This is a genomic window from Microbacterium sp. HMWF026 (assembly GCF_003061325.1).
Lineage (GTDB): Bacteria > Actinomycetota > Actinomycetes > Actinomycetales > Microbacteriaceae > Microbacterium > Microbacterium testaceum_E.
On sequence record NZ_QAJB01000368.1, the window covers coordinates 1 to 13,931 of the forward strand.

The 13,931-nt window shown below is 71.9% G+C and carries 18 protein-coding genes; 8 read left to right on the forward strand and 10 right to left on the reverse strand.

Annotation, left to right across the window (positions count from 1 at the left end; genetic code table 11):
* On the forward strand, positions 1 to 1,225 hold a 1,225-nt coding region (locus tag DBR36_RS13655), incomplete at its 5' end, for an MFS transporter (RefSeq protein ID WP_108320247.1).
* 3 nt (positions 1,226 to 1,228) lie between these two features.
* Here DBR36_RS13655 and DBR36_RS13660 read toward each other — a convergent pair.
* Positions 1,229 to 1,435, reverse strand: coding sequence for a zf-TFIIB domain-containing protein (locus tag DBR36_RS13660; RefSeq protein WP_108320249.1), 207 nt, complete (start codon positions 1,433 to 1,435; stop codon positions 1,229 to 1,231).
* Between the two features lie 118 nt (positions 1,436 to 1,553).
* Between DBR36_RS13660 and DBR36_RS13665 the strand changes: the two genes are divergently transcribed.
* Positions 1,554 to 2,480, forward strand: a complete 927-nt coding sequence (locus tag DBR36_RS13665; RefSeq protein WP_108320251.1) for an aldo/keto reductase — start codon at positions 1,554 to 1,556, stop codon at positions 2,478 to 2,480.
* Positions 2,481 to 2,501: 21 nt separating this feature from the next.
* On the opposite strand, the gene DBR36_RS13670 is transcribed toward DBR36_RS13665, so the two are convergent.
* From DBR36_RS13670 to DBR36_RS13685, 4 genes are all read right to left on the reverse strand, one after another.
* Entirely contained in the window at positions 2,502 to 2,885 is a 384-nt protein-coding gene (locus DBR36_RS13670; RefSeq protein WP_108320253.1) for a peptidase inhibitor family I36 protein, read from the reverse strand.
* Entirely contained in the window at positions 2,882 to 3,892 is a 1,011-nt protein-coding gene (locus DBR36_RS13675) for a hypothetical protein (protein ID WP_108320255.1), read from the reverse strand. The genes DBR36_RS13670 and DBR36_RS13675 overlap by 4 nt, the downstream gene beginning before the upstream one ends.
* On the reverse strand, positions 3,879 to 4,394 hold the full coding sequence (locus DBR36_RS13680) for an RNA polymerase sigma factor (protein ID WP_165801250.1): 516 nt from the start codon (positions 4,392 to 4,394) through the stop codon (positions 3,879 to 3,881). Before DBR36_RS13680 ends, DBR36_RS13675 begins: the two co-directional genes overlap by 14 nt.
* Before the next feature lie 306 nt (positions 4,395 to 4,700).
* Positions 4,701 to 5,093 (reverse strand): PaaI family thioesterase, encoded by a 393-nt coding sequence (locus DBR36_RS13685; RefSeq protein WP_108320259.1) that lies wholly within the window; start codon positions 5,091 to 5,093, stop codon positions 4,701 to 4,703.
* Between the two features lie 119 nt (positions 5,094 to 5,212).
* Here DBR36_RS13685 and DBR36_RS13690 point away from each other — a divergent pair, with 119 nt between their 5' ends.
* Complete coding sequence (locus DBR36_RS13690) at positions 5,213 to 6,538, forward strand: MFS transporter (protein ID WP_108320261.1); 1,326 nt, start codon at positions 5,213 to 5,215, stop codon at positions 6,536 to 6,538.
* Between the two features lie 108 nt (positions 6,539 to 6,646).
* Here the strand turns inward: DBR36_RS13690 and DBR36_RS13695 are convergent, their stop codons facing one another.
* From DBR36_RS13695 to DBR36_RS13715, 5 genes are all read right to left on the reverse strand, one after another.
* Positions 6,647 to 7,276, reverse strand: coding sequence for a TetR/AcrR family transcriptional regulator (locus DBR36_RS13695; protein ID WP_108320262.1), 630 nt, complete (start codon positions 7,274 to 7,276; stop codon positions 6,647 to 6,649).
* Positions 7,277 to 7,288: 12 nt separating this feature from the next.
* Complete coding sequence (locus DBR36_RS13700; protein ID WP_108320264.1) at positions 7,289 to 8,698, reverse strand: NAD(P)/FAD-dependent oxidoreductase; 1,410 nt, start codon at positions 8,696 to 8,698, stop codon at positions 7,289 to 7,291.
* A gap of 76 nt (positions 8,699 to 8,774) precedes the next feature.
* The gene (locus DBR36_RS13705) at positions 8,775 to 9,065 is read right to left on the reverse strand and encodes a hypothetical protein (RefSeq protein WP_108320266.1); all 291 of its coding nucleotides are present in this window, start codon (positions 9,063 to 9,065) and stop codon (positions 8,775 to 8,777) included.
* A gap of 34 nt (positions 9,066 to 9,099) precedes the next feature.
* Positions 9,100 to 9,942: an NAD(P)-dependent oxidoreductase gene (locus tag DBR36_RS13710; protein ID WP_108320268.1), complete on the reverse strand. Its 843-nt coding sequence runs from the start codon at positions 9,940 to 9,942 to the stop codon at positions 9,100 to 9,102.
* A 132-nt stretch (positions 9,943 to 10,074) separates the two neighbouring features.
* Complete coding sequence (locus tag DBR36_RS13715; protein ID WP_108320270.1) at positions 10,075 to 10,485, reverse strand: Asp23/Gls24 family envelope stress response protein; 411 nt, start codon at positions 10,483 to 10,485, stop codon at positions 10,075 to 10,077.
* 121 nt (positions 10,486 to 10,606) lie between these two features.
* On the opposite strand from DBR36_RS13715, the gene DBR36_RS13720 reads away from it, so the two are divergent.
* From DBR36_RS13720 to DBR36_RS13740, 5 genes are all read left to right on the forward strand, one after another.
* Positions 10,607 to 11,149: an RNA polymerase sigma factor gene (locus tag DBR36_RS13720; RefSeq protein WP_108320272.1), complete on the forward strand. Its 543-nt coding sequence runs from the start codon at positions 10,607 to 10,609 to the stop codon at positions 11,147 to 11,149.
* 2 nt (positions 11,150 to 11,151) lie between these two features.
* Complete coding sequence (locus DBR36_RS13725) at positions 11,152 to 11,727, forward strand: Asp23/Gls24 family envelope stress response protein (RefSeq protein WP_108320274.1); 576 nt, start codon at positions 11,152 to 11,154, stop codon at positions 11,725 to 11,727.
* Positions 11,724 to 12,044, forward strand: a complete 321-nt coding sequence (locus DBR36_RS13730; RefSeq protein WP_108320276.1) for a hypothetical protein — start codon at positions 11,724 to 11,726, stop codon at positions 12,042 to 12,044. The genes DBR36_RS13725 and DBR36_RS13730 overlap by 4 nt, the downstream gene beginning before the upstream one ends.
* A gap of 70 nt (positions 12,045 to 12,114) precedes the next feature.
* On the forward strand, positions 12,115 to 12,963 hold the full coding sequence (locus tag DBR36_RS13735; RefSeq protein WP_108320278.1) for an SDR family oxidoreductase: 849 nt from the start codon (positions 12,115 to 12,117) through the stop codon (positions 12,961 to 12,963).
* A 148-nt stretch (positions 12,964 to 13,111) separates the two neighbouring features.
* Positions 13,112 to 13,931 (forward strand): PLP-dependent cysteine synthase family protein (locus DBR36_RS13740; RefSeq protein ID WP_258222854.1); only part of this gene is annotated, 820 nt, incomplete at its 3' end.

Here is a 13,931-nt window from a genome sequence, read left to right on the forward strand (position 1 = left end):
CTTCACGATCGCCGTGCTGGGATTCGTCCTCGCGAGCGCCGCGGTGGGTCTCGCCCCGACCCCCGAGGTGCTCATCGCCGCGCGGGTCGTCCAGGGACTGTTCGGCGGCATGATCGGTCCGCAGGTGTCGGGGTTCATCCAGAGCGTCTTCCCGGCAGGAGAGCGGGGGCGCGCGTTCGGCCGTCTCGGTCTGACCGTGGGAGCGGGCACCGCTCTCGGCCCGGTGGTCGCGGGGCTGCTGATCGCGGCGGGCGGCGAGGACGTCGGGTGGCGTCTGGTGTTCTTCATCAACGTGCCGATCGGTATCGCGGCGGTCCTGCTGGCGCGGCGCTGGGTGCCCCCCGATGCGCCGGCCGCGGCGGCGGCGGGGCGGCTCGACCTGCTCGGGGCGGCCCTGCTGGGGGCGGGGTTGTTCGGCATCCTGTTCCCGATCGTCGAGAGCGGCCAGGCGGGCGGCGCGCCGGCCCTGCTGCTGCTCGTGCCCGCGGCGATCGTGCTGGCCGGCTTCATCCGTCACGAGGCTCGGTTGACGAGGGCGGATGCCGCGCCGCTGCTCGATCTGCGCCTGTTCCGCGTGCGGTCGTTCGTGACCGGCGTCGTGTTCGCCGTCGTGTTCTTCTGCAGCAACACCGGCATCCCGCTCGTCCTGGCGCTGTACTACCAGGACGGCCTCGGCTTCTCGGCCCTGCAGTCCGCCCTCGGCGTCACGGCGTACGCGGTCGGGACCGTCTTCGGCGCGCCGCTCGCGGGTCGGTTCATCTCGCGCGTGGGGCGCCCCCTGCTGCTGGTCGCGGTCGGGGTGTTCACGCTCGTGACCGTGCTGCTCGGCGTCGTCGTGCACGCGGCACCCGACGAGACCGATCCCGCCGCGGTCATCCTGCGACTGTGCCTGCCGCTGCTGGTGCTCGGCATCGCGGGCGGTTCGATCGTCACGCCCAACCAGACGCTGACGCTGGCCGAGGTGGATCCGGTCCGCGGCGGTGTCGCCGGCGGCGTCGTGCAGACCGCCCAGCGGGTGGGGTCGTCGATCGGACAGACGGTGCTCGGCACCGCTTTCGTGCTCGTGCTGACCGGCGTCCCGCGCGCCGCGGGTCCGGGGTCGCCGGCGGCTGATCCGGGTGCCTTCAGCGCCGCGCTGACCGTCGCGCTCGCCGTGTCGGTCGTGTTCTCGGGTGCCGCCCTCGTGCTCAGCGCGATCGAGGTGCGCCGTAATCGCAGCCGGTGAGGCTCAGTCCTCGTCGTCCCAGCGCGAGTGCGGTCGATCGTCGTCGTCGTCCTCGCGGCGCGCGCGTCGCGGCGCCGACCATTCGAGCTGGAAGCCGCAGTCTCGGCACTCGTCGACCGCCTCGCCCTCGTCGAGCAGGGGGTGCATCGTGATGCCGCACGCGGGGCAGATCGGCTGCCGGTCGTCGGCGGGGGTGTCGGGGTAGGACATATCGGCTTCGCTCCGGGCTGAGACGCCGGCGCGCACCCGCGGCCGACGCGGGATGCAACCGCCGCACCTTCCGTCGTGTTCCCGCCGCCGGGTCGCCGCGGCCCGCTAGCGTCGGAGCATGAACGCCGCCCGCCTCGGTCTCGGCCTCGCCGCCGTCGGCCGTCCCGCCTACATCACGACCGCGCGCGACGCCGACCTGGGCGACCCCGCCGAGCGGTCGATCGACGCGATGCGCACGCGGGCGCACGAGCTGCTCGACGAGGCGTGGGGTCTCGGCATCCGCTACATCGATGCGGCGCGGTCCTACGGGTACGCCGAGCAGTTCCTCGGGGCGTGGCTCGCGGCTCATCCCGAACGCCGTGGCGACCTGACCATCGGGTCGAAGTGGGGCTACGCGTACGTCGGCGGGTGGCGGATGGATGCCGACGTCCACGAGCGCAAAGAGCACTCGGCCGCGATGTTCGACAGGCAGTGGCCCGAGACGCTCGACGCCCTCGGTTCGGCCCCCGACCTGTACCTCGTGCACTCCGTCACGCCCGACAGTCCCGTGCTCGCGGACGCCGCCGTGATGGCGCGCCTGCGGGCCCTGCGCGAGAGCGGGGTGACGGTGGGGCTGTCGACGAGCGGTCCCCATCAGGGCGAGGTGCTGCGGACGGCCCTGGCCCTCGACGACACCCCGTTCCGCGCGGTCCAGGCGACGTGGAACCTGCGCGAGTCGACCGTTTCGGACGCCCTTGCCGCGGCGCACGACGCCGGTTGGACGGTCGTGCTGAAAGAGGTGCTGGCCAACGGCGAACTGGCGACGGCTGTGACCAGTGGCGACCTCGAGCGCGTGGCATCCGGGGTCTCTCCCGACGCCTTCGCGATCGGCGTCGCACGCGCCCAGCCGTTCGCCGACCTGGTGCTGGTGGGGGCGACGACGCGGGAGCACCTGCGCGCCGGCGCCGCCGCCGCGGCACACCCGATCGATGCGGCCGTGCTCGCGGGGCTCGCGGTGGATCCGGTCGACTACTGGCGCGCGCGTTCCGCGCGGCCGTGGCGCTGAGGGCGGTCCTCGGCTCGCGACTTACGGGACGCAGCGCACGTCGGCGACGGACCCCGACACGTTCGCCGACGACCCCGCAATGGCCGTGGCCAGCACCGAGCCCGACGACGATCGCGCCTGCGCGTACCCCGCCGAGCGGGCGTTCGCGATCGATCGCACCGTGATGCCGGGCGCGTAGGTGCCGCACGTCGACCACGACACGCGCGTTCCCGACAGTCCCGAGCCGCTGTAGGCGCAGACGTTGCCGGTGGCGCAGCTGCCGACGGCGCGCTCGTTCTCGTCGGGCACGTCGATGCTCATCCCGAGCTCGGGCCAGTGGGCGTGATGGGAGTCGATGACCACGCCCCCGGGGATCTCGTCCAACGCCGCGGCGATGTCGGGGTGCAGGTCGGCGGTACCGCTCATCGGGGAGCATCCTCTCGGTCGCGTACGTCCCACAGGGCGTACTCGGTCAGGGACCCGGGGGGAAGGTCGAGATCGGTGTTCGCCTCGACCAGGGCCGACTCGAAACCGACGATACGGCCGGTGTCGGCCGAGATCAGAAGCGTGACATCCGCGTTCGACGGCGAGGACGGGATGCCGCCCAGGCCGATCACCTCGCGGCCGATGCGGTCGCGGGTGGTGCCGAGCGCACGCAGGCCGGGGGCCTCGAGGACGGCCTGGAGCAGCGCGGACTGCTGGGCGTCGTCCAGCGTCCACTCGCCCAGGAGCGTGCGCGCGCCGTTGATCGCGTCACCGGCGGTCAGCTCGCCCTCGGCGCCGACGGATGTGCGCAGCAGCTCCCGCATCGCGTCGGCGGTGGGGGCCGGGGGCGCCGGCGACAGCGGTCGGAACTGGTTCTGCACGTACCGCGATTCGGCGACGACCGTGCCGGGGGCGGGTTCGCCGGCGGGGACGGTGTCACCGTCGGCGTCGGTCGCCTCGGCGGCCGTGGTGACGATCGAACCCGAGAAGTCCTCGTTCCAGCGCAGATCGACCCACTCGCGACGGAACACGGTGGCCTCGGCGCCGTCGGGTGACGCGCTGAAGTACCACCCGAGCGACAAGGAGCGGCGTTCGGCCATCACCCCGTCGTCGTCCCGCGCGAGCTGAGCCCGCGCGGCGGCGACCGCCTCAGCGGGGTCGGCCGGCGCGGAGGTGTAGACGAGGGGAGTGGGAGTGAGGGCGGATGCCGAGGGTGCCGGCATCCACAGCACTCCGGTGACGATGGTGAGGATGACGACGACGGCGGCGGCGGCCGACGTCCACGCCAGCAGGGGGCGGCGCCGGGCGGTGGAGCGACGGCGTGCCACGGGGGGTCGTCCGACGATCTCGCGCAGACGCCGCTCGGCGTCGAGGGGGATCGGTGCGTCGGCGGGCGTGCCCGCGGGGTCGAGGCGCCGCATGACGCGGGCGAGCTCATCGTCGTTCATCGCCCACCCCCTCGGCGGGCACCGGGGCGGCCTGCAGCAGGGGGCGCAGCTTGGCCCGCGCGCGGTTGAGTCGCGTCCACACCGCGCCCGAACTCATGCCCATCACGATCGCGACCTCGGCGGCGGGCAGCTCTTCCCAGTACGTCAACCAGAGGATCTCGCGCTCGGCCTCGGGCAGGGCCCGCATCGCCTCGAGCAGGTCGCGGACCCGTGCCGGCTCCGACTCGCTCGCGAGGGTGCGGACGTGATCCTCGATGTGCGTCCACAGCGCCCCCTCCCGTTCTCGTCGTCGATATTCGTTCGCGATCAGGTTGCGCGCGGTGCGGTACACCCACGGCAGCCCGAACGGATCGCGCGGGTCGCGCTTGCGCCACGCGATCTCGAAGCAGTCCATCGTGAGGTCGGCCGCGGCCTCACGGTCCGACACCCGCCGCTCGATGAAGCGGAGGACGGCGTTGTGATGCTCGCGGAAGAAAGCCACGAAGTCCTGCTCGTCGGTCACGGGCGGACGACTCCGCTCGTTCGCAAGGGCTGTGTCGCGCGCAGCGGAAACCTTACGGCGGAGGCCACGGAAAAAATTTTTCGGGTCGCTGTAAGGATCGGGGCGCGGGCGACACCGCACTGATGGGGGTGGGTGTCGTCTCCGGCTTCGAGATGGCACCCAAACGCCCGTCGAGAGATGTTCGGGACTGACATCGACGGGCGAGGGGGTGCACCGCATGGGGGCGGTGCACTCCCTCGGATCCTCGTCATGGCATCCAGGATGCCAGAGGGCGGCGTCGCGCCCGGATCGTCGCGAGACGCGGCGTCACTCGCCATCGACGATGAGGTTCGTGATGCGCGCCGTGGCGACGAGCCGGTCCTCGTCGTCGACGACCCGCACGTCGTAGGTGGCCACGCGCCGGCCGCGGTGCGCGGGCGTGGCGACGGCGTGGATGCGCCCGGCGCGGGCGCCGCGATGGTGGGTGATGTTCAGGTCGACGCCCACGCACACCTTGCCGAGCGTCGAGGCGTGGATCATCGCCGCCCACGACCCGACCGCCTCGGCGAGCGCTGCCGTGGCGCCGCCGTGCAGGCGGCCGAGCGATTGCGTGTTGCCGTCGACGGGCATGGATGCCGACACCCCGTCGGCCGACTGCGCGGTGACGACGATGCCGAGGCGTTCGTCGAGGGCTCCGGGGACGATCGTCCAGGGGGTCATGGCGGCTCCTTCCGCCGTCCTCTTGTCGGACGGGCGTACCTCTGACACTATTACTGAACGCTCGGTCGGTAACAGGTGCCGTCGAGTTCGACCCTGCCCCACAGAACGACGGAGTTCTCATGGCCTCGCAGACAGCGGCGTCCACCCGTGCCACCACGACCGGAATCTCGCGAGAGGAACGGCGCGTGCTCGCCGGGACCCTCGTGGGCACCTCGATCGAGTGGTACGACTTCTTCATCTACGCCCAGGCGGCCGGGCTCGTGCTCGCGCCCCTGTTCCTCGCCCCTCTCGCCCAGACCGACCCGGCCATCGCGCAGGTGCTGTCGTTCGCGACGATCGGCATCTCGTTCCTCTTCCGCCCCCTCGGCGCGATCGTGGCCGGCTACCTGGGCGACCGCCTCGGCCGCAAGAAGATGCTCGTGCTGACGCTCATCATGATGGGCGTGTCGACCGCCCTCATCGGCGTGCTGCCCACCTACGCCGCGATCGGCGTGGCGGCTCCGGTGCTGCTCATCCTGCTGCGCGTGCTGCAGGGCTTCTCGGCCGGTGGCGAATGGGGCGGCGCCGCGCTGCTCTCGGTCGAGCACGCCCCCGTCAACCGTCGCGGATACTTCGGCGCGTACCCGCAGATCGGCGTCCCGGTCGGCATGATCCTCGCCACGGCGACGCTGTGGGTCCTCACCTCGTCGATGTCGGCCGAGGCGTTCCTGGCCTGGGGATGGCGCGTGCCGTTCCTGTTCTCGATCGTGCTGATCGTCGTCGGGTACATTATCCGTCGCGCGGTCGAGGAGAGCCCCGTCTTCGAGGACCTCGTGCGCCGCCGCAAGGAATCCTCCGCTCCGCTCGGTCAGCTCTTCCGAAAGAACTGGCGTCAGGTCATCCTGACCGCGCTGGTGTTCATCGGCAACAACGCCGCCGGGTACCTGCTCATCGCGTTCTTCGCCACTTACACGGTCACCGTCCTCGGGCTCGCGCGTCCCACCGTGCTGCTGGCGACGACCCTGGCATCCTTCGGCTGGCTCGGATTCACCCTGTGGGGCGGCCGCCTCTCGGACACCCTCGGTCGTGTGCGGACGTTCCAGCTCGGCTACCTGCTGCTGGCGATCTGGGCCGTGCCGATGTGGTTCCTCATCGACACCGGCAACATCGTCTGGTACTTCGTCGCGCTGTTCGTGATGACTTTCGGGCTGGGGCTCTCGTACGGCCCGCAGGCCGCGCTGTACGCCGAGATGTTCCCCGCCAACGTGCGCTACTCGGGCGTCTCGATCGGCTACGCGCTCGGCGCCATCCTGGGCGGCGCCTTCGCCCCCATGATCGCCGAGGCGCTGCTGCGCTCGACCGGCGCCTCGTGGACCATCGGCGCCTACATCGCGGTCGCGGCCCTGGTGTCGCTCGTCGCCGTCTCGCTCATCAAAGAGCCGAAGGGCGTCGACCTGCGCGCCTGATCGGTCGCGTCCCCGGGGCTCCGCGCGTCGCGCGGGGCCCCTTCGCGCGTCGTGCGTGCTCTCGTGCGCCGCTTCAGGGCGAATGACGTGGCGGCAGCGCATCCGCCGTCAGGGGGTGCGCAGACCGTCGAGCGCGATGCGCACGATGTCGGCGCCGAGTCGATCGCCGTCGACCCCGCCGCCGGGCCGGTACCACTCCACGACCGAGTTGATCATGCCGAACAGCAGGCGCGCGGCGACGGCGGCGTCGACGTCGTCGCGGACCTCGCCCTCGGCCTGCGCCGCGGCGACGAGGGCCGTGACGCGGTGGTCGAAGACGCGCCGGCGCTCGAGCGCGGCCTGCTCGACCGCGCTGTTGCCGCGCACGCGCAGCAGCAGGGTCACCGCGGGCAGCTGCGCGACCAGGACGTCGGTCGCGCCGGTGAGGACGAACCGCAGGCGGTCGGATGCCGCTCCGGTACGGGCCGCGGGCTGGTCGAGCACCGCCTCGAGACCGCCCAGGGCCGCCTCGAGCGCAACCGAGAGCAGCTCCTCCTTCGAGGAGAAGTGGTGGTAGAGCGCGGACTTGGTCAGGCCGAGACGGCGGGCCAGGTCCGACACGCTCGTGGCGTCGTACCCTTGCTCGTTGAACAGCCGGACAGCCACGTCCAGGATGCCGTCGCGGTCGTACCCGGGGCGTCCCCGCTTGGCAGGGGAGCCGGCGGGCGCGGTCGTCGGGACGGGATCGGCGGCGGTCACGGTCTCAGTGTGTCACTCCAGCAGTGCGGGGGCGTCGGCGTGCAGGAGCGCCCGCGCCGCGTTGCCGATCACCGCGCTGTAGGTCGGGTAGGCGAAGCGGACCCCCGCGAGCGTCGCCACGTCGATGCCGGCGGCCATCGCCGTGGTGACCGACTGGATGACCTCGACCGCGTTCTCGCCGACGGCGTGGGCGCCGAGGACGAGTTCGCGACGCCGGTCGGCGATCAGCATGAGGAAGCCGTTCTCGCGATCGTCGATGACCGCGCGATCCAGCGCGGCGAACCGCACGGTCGCGACGACGCACGAGGGGTCGCGGTCGCGCGCCTGCTCCTCGGTCAGGCCGACTCCGGCGTAGTCGGGGTCGGTGAACCCGCCGGCGGGCAGCAGGTGATGGGGCGTGCGCCGGTTGGCGCCGAGGACGGCGTTCTCGGCCGCCGCCTCGCCCTCGAACTGGGCCGCCTGCACGAGCATGTCGCGGCCGTTCGCGTCGCCGACCGCCAGGATGTGCGGCACGATCGTGCGGAAGTACCGGTCGACGGGGATCGCCGAGCGCTCCACCTCGACGCCCGCGTTCTCGAGGCCCAGGTCCTCGACGTCGGCGGGCCACCCGGTCGCCATGACGACGACGTCGACATCGACCGTGCGGGCGTCCCCGCCCTCGCGCCAGGTGAGTCGGATCGACCCGTCGTCCTGCCGGTCGAGACGCTCGACCGTGTCGATACCGGTGCGCACGTCGACGCCGTGACCCGTGAGGGCCTCGGCGATGGCCCGTGAGATGGAGGCATCGGATGCCATGAGCACCCGCGGAGCCACGTCGAGCAGCGTGACCTCGGAGCCGAAGGAGCGGAACACCGTCACGAGCTGCGCCCCGGTGTTGCCCGCGCCGATCACGGCGACGCGGTCCGGCAGCTCGGTCAGCGACAGCACGTCCTCGGGGACGGTGGCCAGCTCCGCGCCGGGGATCGGCAGGCGGCGCGAGTGCCCGCCGACGCACACGAGGATCGACTCGGCGCGCACGCGGCGGCCGCTGTCGAGGACGAGCGTGTGATCGTCGGCGAAGCGCGCGCGGCCCTCGTGCACGAGGTCGACGCCGGCTGCCGCGAAACGCTCGGCCTCGCGCTTGATGGAGCGCACGGCATCCACCCGTTCGTGCACGCGCGCGACGACGGCCGTCCAGTCCACGCGCGGTTCGTCCACGACGATGCCATAGTCGTCGGCGGAGCGGGTCTCGCGCATCAGGCGCGCGGCCTTGGCGAGTACGCGCGTGGGGACGCACCCGGTGTTGACGCACGTGCCGCCCACGCGCCCGGCCTCGAGGACCACCACCGACGCGCCGAGTTCGGCGGCGCGCAGGGCGGCGGCGGTTCCGGCCGGGCCCGCGCCGATCACGGCGATGTCGTAGGTGTCGGCGTCATGGCTCACGGTGGTCCTCCCGGCAGGTCGAGGACCTCAGTCAAACCGGGGCGACCCGGCTGACGGCGGGGCTTGCGCGCGCGGGTCAGAACCGTTCGTACAGATCGGTGGCGGTCAGACCCGTGCCGCCGATCGCGTGCACGCCGGGTGCCGGGTGCAGCGCGAAGGTCTCGCCGTCGAAGAGCAGCACGGCGGTGTAGTCGCCGCGGGTGTCGAGTTTGACCTCGAAGCGGCCCGTGTCGATCAGACGCAGGGTCACCACCGCACCGCTGCGCGCGAGGTAGCTGACCTCTTTCTCGTGCGCGGTGGGCAGCGGGATCACGGGCTCGTCGTCGTGCGGTGCCGGAGGGGGCGTGGTGGGGTTCTCGGCATCCATCCGCCGAGTCTGTCACGCCCCCGCCGGGCCGGGGTCAGCGCTCGTCGCGCCAGGAGTGCTGCGGGTCGTAATCGAGCAGGCGTCGCGCCTTGTCGATCGACAGCAGGGTCGTGTTCTCGCCGAGGTCGCCGTGCACGGGGGTGTCGGGGAACACCTCGGCCACCAGCTCGGCGTTGGGCCGGGTCATCACGGTGTCGGCCGCGGCGATGATGAAGGTGTCGAAGCCCGCCGGAGCGGTCTGCAGGGCGCGCTCGATCGCCTGGGCGCCGTCGCGGGCGTCGATGTAACCCCACAGGTTCCACTTGCGGGTGCGGGCGTCGGCGTCGAAGGGGAACTCGGCGTAGTCCTCGGGCACCATGACGTTCGAGAACCGCAGTGCGGTGACCGACAGGTCGGGGTGCCAGCGCACGAGCTCGGTCGCCAGGCGCTCTTCGAGGGTCTTGACCAGCGAGTACACCGACTCGGGGCGCGGTGCGTACTCTTCGTCGACCGGGATGTAGGGCGGCGGCACGTCGAACGGCAGCCCCAGCACGGTCTCGCTGGACGCGTAGACGATGCGGCGGATGCCGAGCCGCACGGCCGCCCAGAACACGTTGAACGTGCTCGTCATGTTGTTGTGGAAGGTCGCGATGTCGGAGCGGATGCCGGGGGCCGGGATCGCGCCCAGGTGGACGACCGCGTCGAACCCCTGGTGCTGGTCGTTCACGCCCGCGAGCGCGTCGATCACCTGTCCGTAGTCGGTGAGCTCGACCTGGACGAAGCCGGGACCGCGCTCGCCGCGCACGTCGAGGCCGATGACGTCGTGGCCCGCGGCGCGCAGTTCGCGCGCGACGACGGTGCCGAGTTTGCCGGACGAGCCGGTGAGGGCGATGCGCATGGGACTCCTGGGGGTGAGAGGGAGGATGCCGCCGAGGCTAGCGGGCGGCTCCGACATCGTTCAGCGGATTGACGCCGGGTCGTGGGACGACGAAGGCCCGCGAGCCGCAGCTCGCGGGCCGGGGACGGCACGTCAGTGGACGCGCGCCTCCTCCTGCTCGTCGTCGTCGCCGGGGATGAAGACGTCGACCACCGTCACGTTGACCTCGACGGCCTTCATGCCGACGATCTCGCTGATCGCCTTCTCGACGGCCGCGCGGACGTTCGAGGCGACCCGCTGGATGCGCTCGGGGTAGTCGACCTGGATGGCGATGTCGGCGGCGACCTCGGTCTCGCCGACCTCGACGCTCACGCCCTGGGCGTAGTCCTTCGAGCCCACGGCCTGGCGGATGTTGCCGATGACGCGGGCCGCGCCGCCACCGAGGGCGTGCACGCCGGGAACCTCGGCCGCGGCGATGCCGGCGACTTTGGCGACGACGGGGTCGACGATGACGGTCTTGCCGCCGTTGGCGCGGGCGTCGGTGGAGGAGGTGGTGTTTGCCATGAGGAGCGTCCTTTCGTCAAGATCCCGGACCGAAGACGTACCGGGGTGTTTCGCTATGTGGACGGGACGGGTTCGTGAAACGTCACGATCCGTCGCTGAAAGATTGCTGACAGGAACCGCGATGCCCTCTTTGTCTTCCGCCACCGACGCCTTTCTCGCGTCGCGCGCGGCCGACGGCGACCAACTCGCGTTCGGCGTCCTCGTGCGCCGGCACGCCCCTTTCCTCGTCGCCTTCGCGACGCGCCTCACCGGCTCGCGCGCGGACGCCGACGACTGCGTGCAGGAGGCGCTCATCACGGCGTGGCGCCGTCTGCCGGACCTGACCGATCCCGAGAAGGTGCGAAGCTGGTTGACGACGATCGTCTCGCGCAAGGTCACCGATCGGATGCGCTCGCGGAAGATCTCGGATCAGATCGACGAAGAGATGGTGTCCGCGAAGGACGACCCCGAGCGGGCCGCGGTGGCGTCGTCGCAGATGGACGCCCTCAAAAGGGTCCTCGCCGATCTGCCCGAGGAATTGCGCGTGGTCTGGGTGCTGCGCGAGGTCGGCGGTCACAGCTACGACGAGATCGCCGTCGAGGTGGGTGAATCGGCGGCGACCGTGCGCGGTCGTCTCGCCCGTGCCCGAAAGACCGTGTTGGAACGCATGCAGGAGTGGAGGTGACCATGATGAGCGAGAACGGCGACGACATCGGAGGCTCCGGCTACTCCCTCGAAGACCTCTCGGCCTACCTCGACCGCGGACGCACCCCCCGCATCCCCGCGATCGAGCGCAACGCCGAGTGCCAGGCCATTCTGGCGTCCATGGACCGGATGGGGCGCCTCTCCCGAGAGATCGTCGAGGAGCAGGCGGCCGAGCCCCTGGCCGAGTCCTGGTACGACGACATCATGCGCGAGGTCATGCGCGAGTTCCGCGCGGGGCGCGACATCCCCCTCGCGCGCACCGCGGACGGCACCGAACTGGTGGTGACCGAGGGCGCGCTCTACGAGCTGATCCGGGGCGTCGGAGACGGCATCGACGGTCTGTTCGTCGGGCGGGTGCGCGTCGATCAGGCCGAGCCCGAGGCCCCGCTCGACGTCCGCGTGACCGTGAGCGTGCGTTTCGGGCGCCCGATGGCCGCCGTCGTCGAGCAGATGCGCGACGGCATCCGTTCCGCGATCGAACAGCACGGCGATCTGAGGGTGGGCCGGGTCGACGTGACGGTCGGCGACGTCCACATCGATGAGGGGGAAGACCGATGACCACCATCACCGCGGCCGAACTGGCCCCGCGCATCGATCTGGCCGTCACCGCGGTCGAGGGCGTGCGCGAGGTGTACTCCGCTCGTCCCGTCGTGGCGCGGGCGTTCGAGCACGTGACCGACGCCGACGGCTCGCTGACCGCGGTCGACGAGACCGCCGGAGCTCGGGCGATCACCGTGTGCATCGGCGTCTCGCGCGACGACGATGCGGCGGCCGTGGCGGCAGCCGTGGCCGCGGCGGCGCGGGGTGCGGGCGACGACGAGACGCCCGCGAGCGTGCGCGTGCGCGTGTCGCGTCTGGTCGTCCCGGCTTCTTAGCCGGTTCCCGGCCGACGGTGACGGCCAGGTCCTACGCTGAGAGGACCGCCCACTCGTCTCCGGAGGCCGCATGTCCCAGTCGCCCGTCGTCGCCGTCACCGGCTCCACCGGAGCCGTCGGAGGTCGTGTCGCCCGCGATCTCGCCGCCCGCGGCATTCCGCAGCGCCTGGTGGTGCGCGACGCCTCGCGCGCTCCCCGCCTGGACGGAGCCGAGGTGCACGTCGCCCGCTATTCCGAGGGGGATGCCGTCCGCGAAGCCCTGCAGGGCGTGGACACCCTGCTGATGGTCTCGGCGTCCGAGACCGCCGACCGCGTCGAGCACCACCGCACCTTCGTCGAGGCGGCCGCGGCCGCGGGCGTCCGGTCGATCGTCTACACGTCGTTCCTGGCGGCCGCGCCCGACGCGGTCTTCACGCTAGGGCGCGACCACGCCGCGACCGAGGAGATCATCCGGGCGTCGGGCATGTCGTGGACGTTCCTGCGCGACAACTTCTACATGGACATGATGGAGCTCTTCGCGGGGGACGACGGCGTCATCCGCGGACCGGCCGGTGAGGGCCGCTGCTCGCTCGTCTCGCGCGCCGACGTCGCCGCCACCGCGGTGGCGGTGCTGCGGGATCCCGCCGCGCACGCCGACACCGCCTACGACCTGACCGGTCCCGAGGCGTTGAGCCTGGCCGAGGTCGCCGAGAAGATCTCGGCCGTCCGCGGGCACCCGGTGCGCTTCCACGACGAGACGGTCGACGAGGCCTACGCCTCGCGCGCCGCCTTCGGCGCGCCGCGCTGGCAGGTCGACGCGTGGGTCAGCACCTACACCGCGATCGCCAGCGGCGACCTCGCGGGGGTCTCCGACGACGTCGAGCGCGTGACCGGTCGCCCGGCGCAGAGCTTCGAGGAGTTCCTCGGCGCGGTCGCGTGATCGGCCGTGCGGGCGCGACCGGCCGATCCCTCGGGTATGCTGGCCGCGTGCTGACCTGTCGCTGTTGTCGCTGAACGCCCCCCGCGTTCTTCTTCGACGACCCCGTCAGCCGCGCCGTTCCGGCGCATCGACCCCACAGGATCACACCGTGCGTTACGCCCAGAGCGTCGCCGACCTCGTCGGTGACACCCCCCTCGTCCGCCTCTCCCGCGTCACCGACGGCATCGCCGCCACCGTGCTCGCGAAGATCGAATACTTCAACCCCGGAGGCTCGGCGAAGGACCGCATCGCCGCGAACATCGTCGACGCGGCCGAGCGCGACGGCCACCTGCGACCCGGCGGCGTGATCGTCGAGCCCACCAGCGGCAACACCGGGGTGGGACTCGCCCTCGTCGCGCAGCAGCGCGGGTACCGCTGCGTGTTCGTGGTGCCCGATAAGGTCGCCGAGGACAAGCGCGCGGTGCTGCGCGCCTACGGCGCCGAGGTCGTCGTCACGCCCACGAACGTCGAACCCGACGACCCGCGGTCGTACTACAGCGTCAGCGACCGGCTCGTGCGCGACATCCCCGGGGCCTTCAAGCCCAACCAGTACGCCAACCCCAACGGCCCCCGCAGCCACTACGAGACCACCGGTCCCGAGATCTGGCGCGACACCGACGGTGCGCTGACGCACTTCGTCGCCGGCGTCGGAACCGGCGGCACCATCACCGGCACGGGACGCTACCTGCGCGAGGTCGCCGGCTCATCGGTGCGGATCGTCGGCGTCGACCCCGAGGGCTCGATCTACTCGGGCGACGACATCCACGGCTACGACGTCGAGGGCGTCGGCGAGGACTTCTGGCCCCCGGCGTTCGACCCCACCCTCGTCGACGCGTACGAGCGCGTCTCCGACGCCGAGTCGTTCGCGATGACCCGCCGCCTCGCCCGCGAAGAGGGCCTGCTCGTCGGCGGGTCCAGCGGCATGGCGG

Excerpts from the sequence above, each read along its gene's own strand:
- DBR36_RS13660 (WP_108320249.1), bottom strand. The coding sequence starts at position 1,435 with ATGTCCTACCCCGACACCCCCGCCGACGACCGGCAGCCGATCTGCCCC.
- DBR36_RS13665 (WP_108320251.1), top strand. The coding sequence starts at position 1,554 with ATGAACGCCGCCCGCCTCGGTCTCGGCCTCGCCGCCGTCGGCCGTCCC.
- DBR36_RS13670 (WP_108320253.1), bottom strand. The coding sequence starts at position 2,885 with ATGAGCGGTACCGCCGACCTGCACCCCGACATCGCCGCGGCGTTGGAC.
- DBR36_RS13675 (WP_108320255.1), bottom strand. The coding sequence starts at position 3,892 with ATGAACGACGATGAGCTCGCCCGCGTCATGCGGCGCCTCGACCCCGCG.
- DBR36_RS13685 (WP_108320259.1), bottom strand. The coding sequence starts at position 5,093 with ATGACCCCCTGGACGATCGTCCCCGGAGCCCTCGACGAACGCCTCGGC.
- DBR36_RS13690 (WP_108320261.1), top strand. The coding sequence starts at position 5,213 with ATGGCCTCGCAGACAGCGGCGTCCACCCGTGCCACCACGACCGGAATC.
- DBR36_RS13705 (WP_108320266.1), bottom strand. The coding sequence starts at position 9,065 with ATGGATGCCGAGAACCCCACCACGCCCCCTCCGGCACCGCACGACGAC.
- DBR36_RS13710 (WP_108320268.1), bottom strand. The coding sequence starts at position 9,942 with ATGCGCATCGCCCTCACCGGCTCGTCCGGCAAACTCGGCACCGTCGTC.
- DBR36_RS13715 (WP_108320270.1), bottom strand. The coding sequence starts at position 10,485 with ATGGCAAACACCACCTCCTCCACCGACGCCCGCGCCAACGGCGGCAAG.
- DBR36_RS13720 (WP_108320272.1), top strand. The coding sequence starts at position 10,607 with ATGCCCTCTTTGTCTTCCGCCACCGACGCCTTTCTCGCGTCGCGCGCG.
- DBR36_RS13725 (WP_108320274.1), top strand. The coding sequence starts at position 11,152 with ATGATGAGCGAGAACGGCGACGACATCGGAGGCTCCGGCTACTCCCTC.
- DBR36_RS13730 (WP_108320276.1), top strand. The coding sequence starts at position 11,724 with ATGACCACCATCACCGCGGCCGAACTGGCCCCGCGCATCGATCTGGCC.
- DBR36_RS13735 (WP_108320278.1), top strand. The coding sequence starts at position 12,115 with ATGTCCCAGTCGCCCGTCGTCGCCGTCACCGGCTCCACCGGAGCCGTC.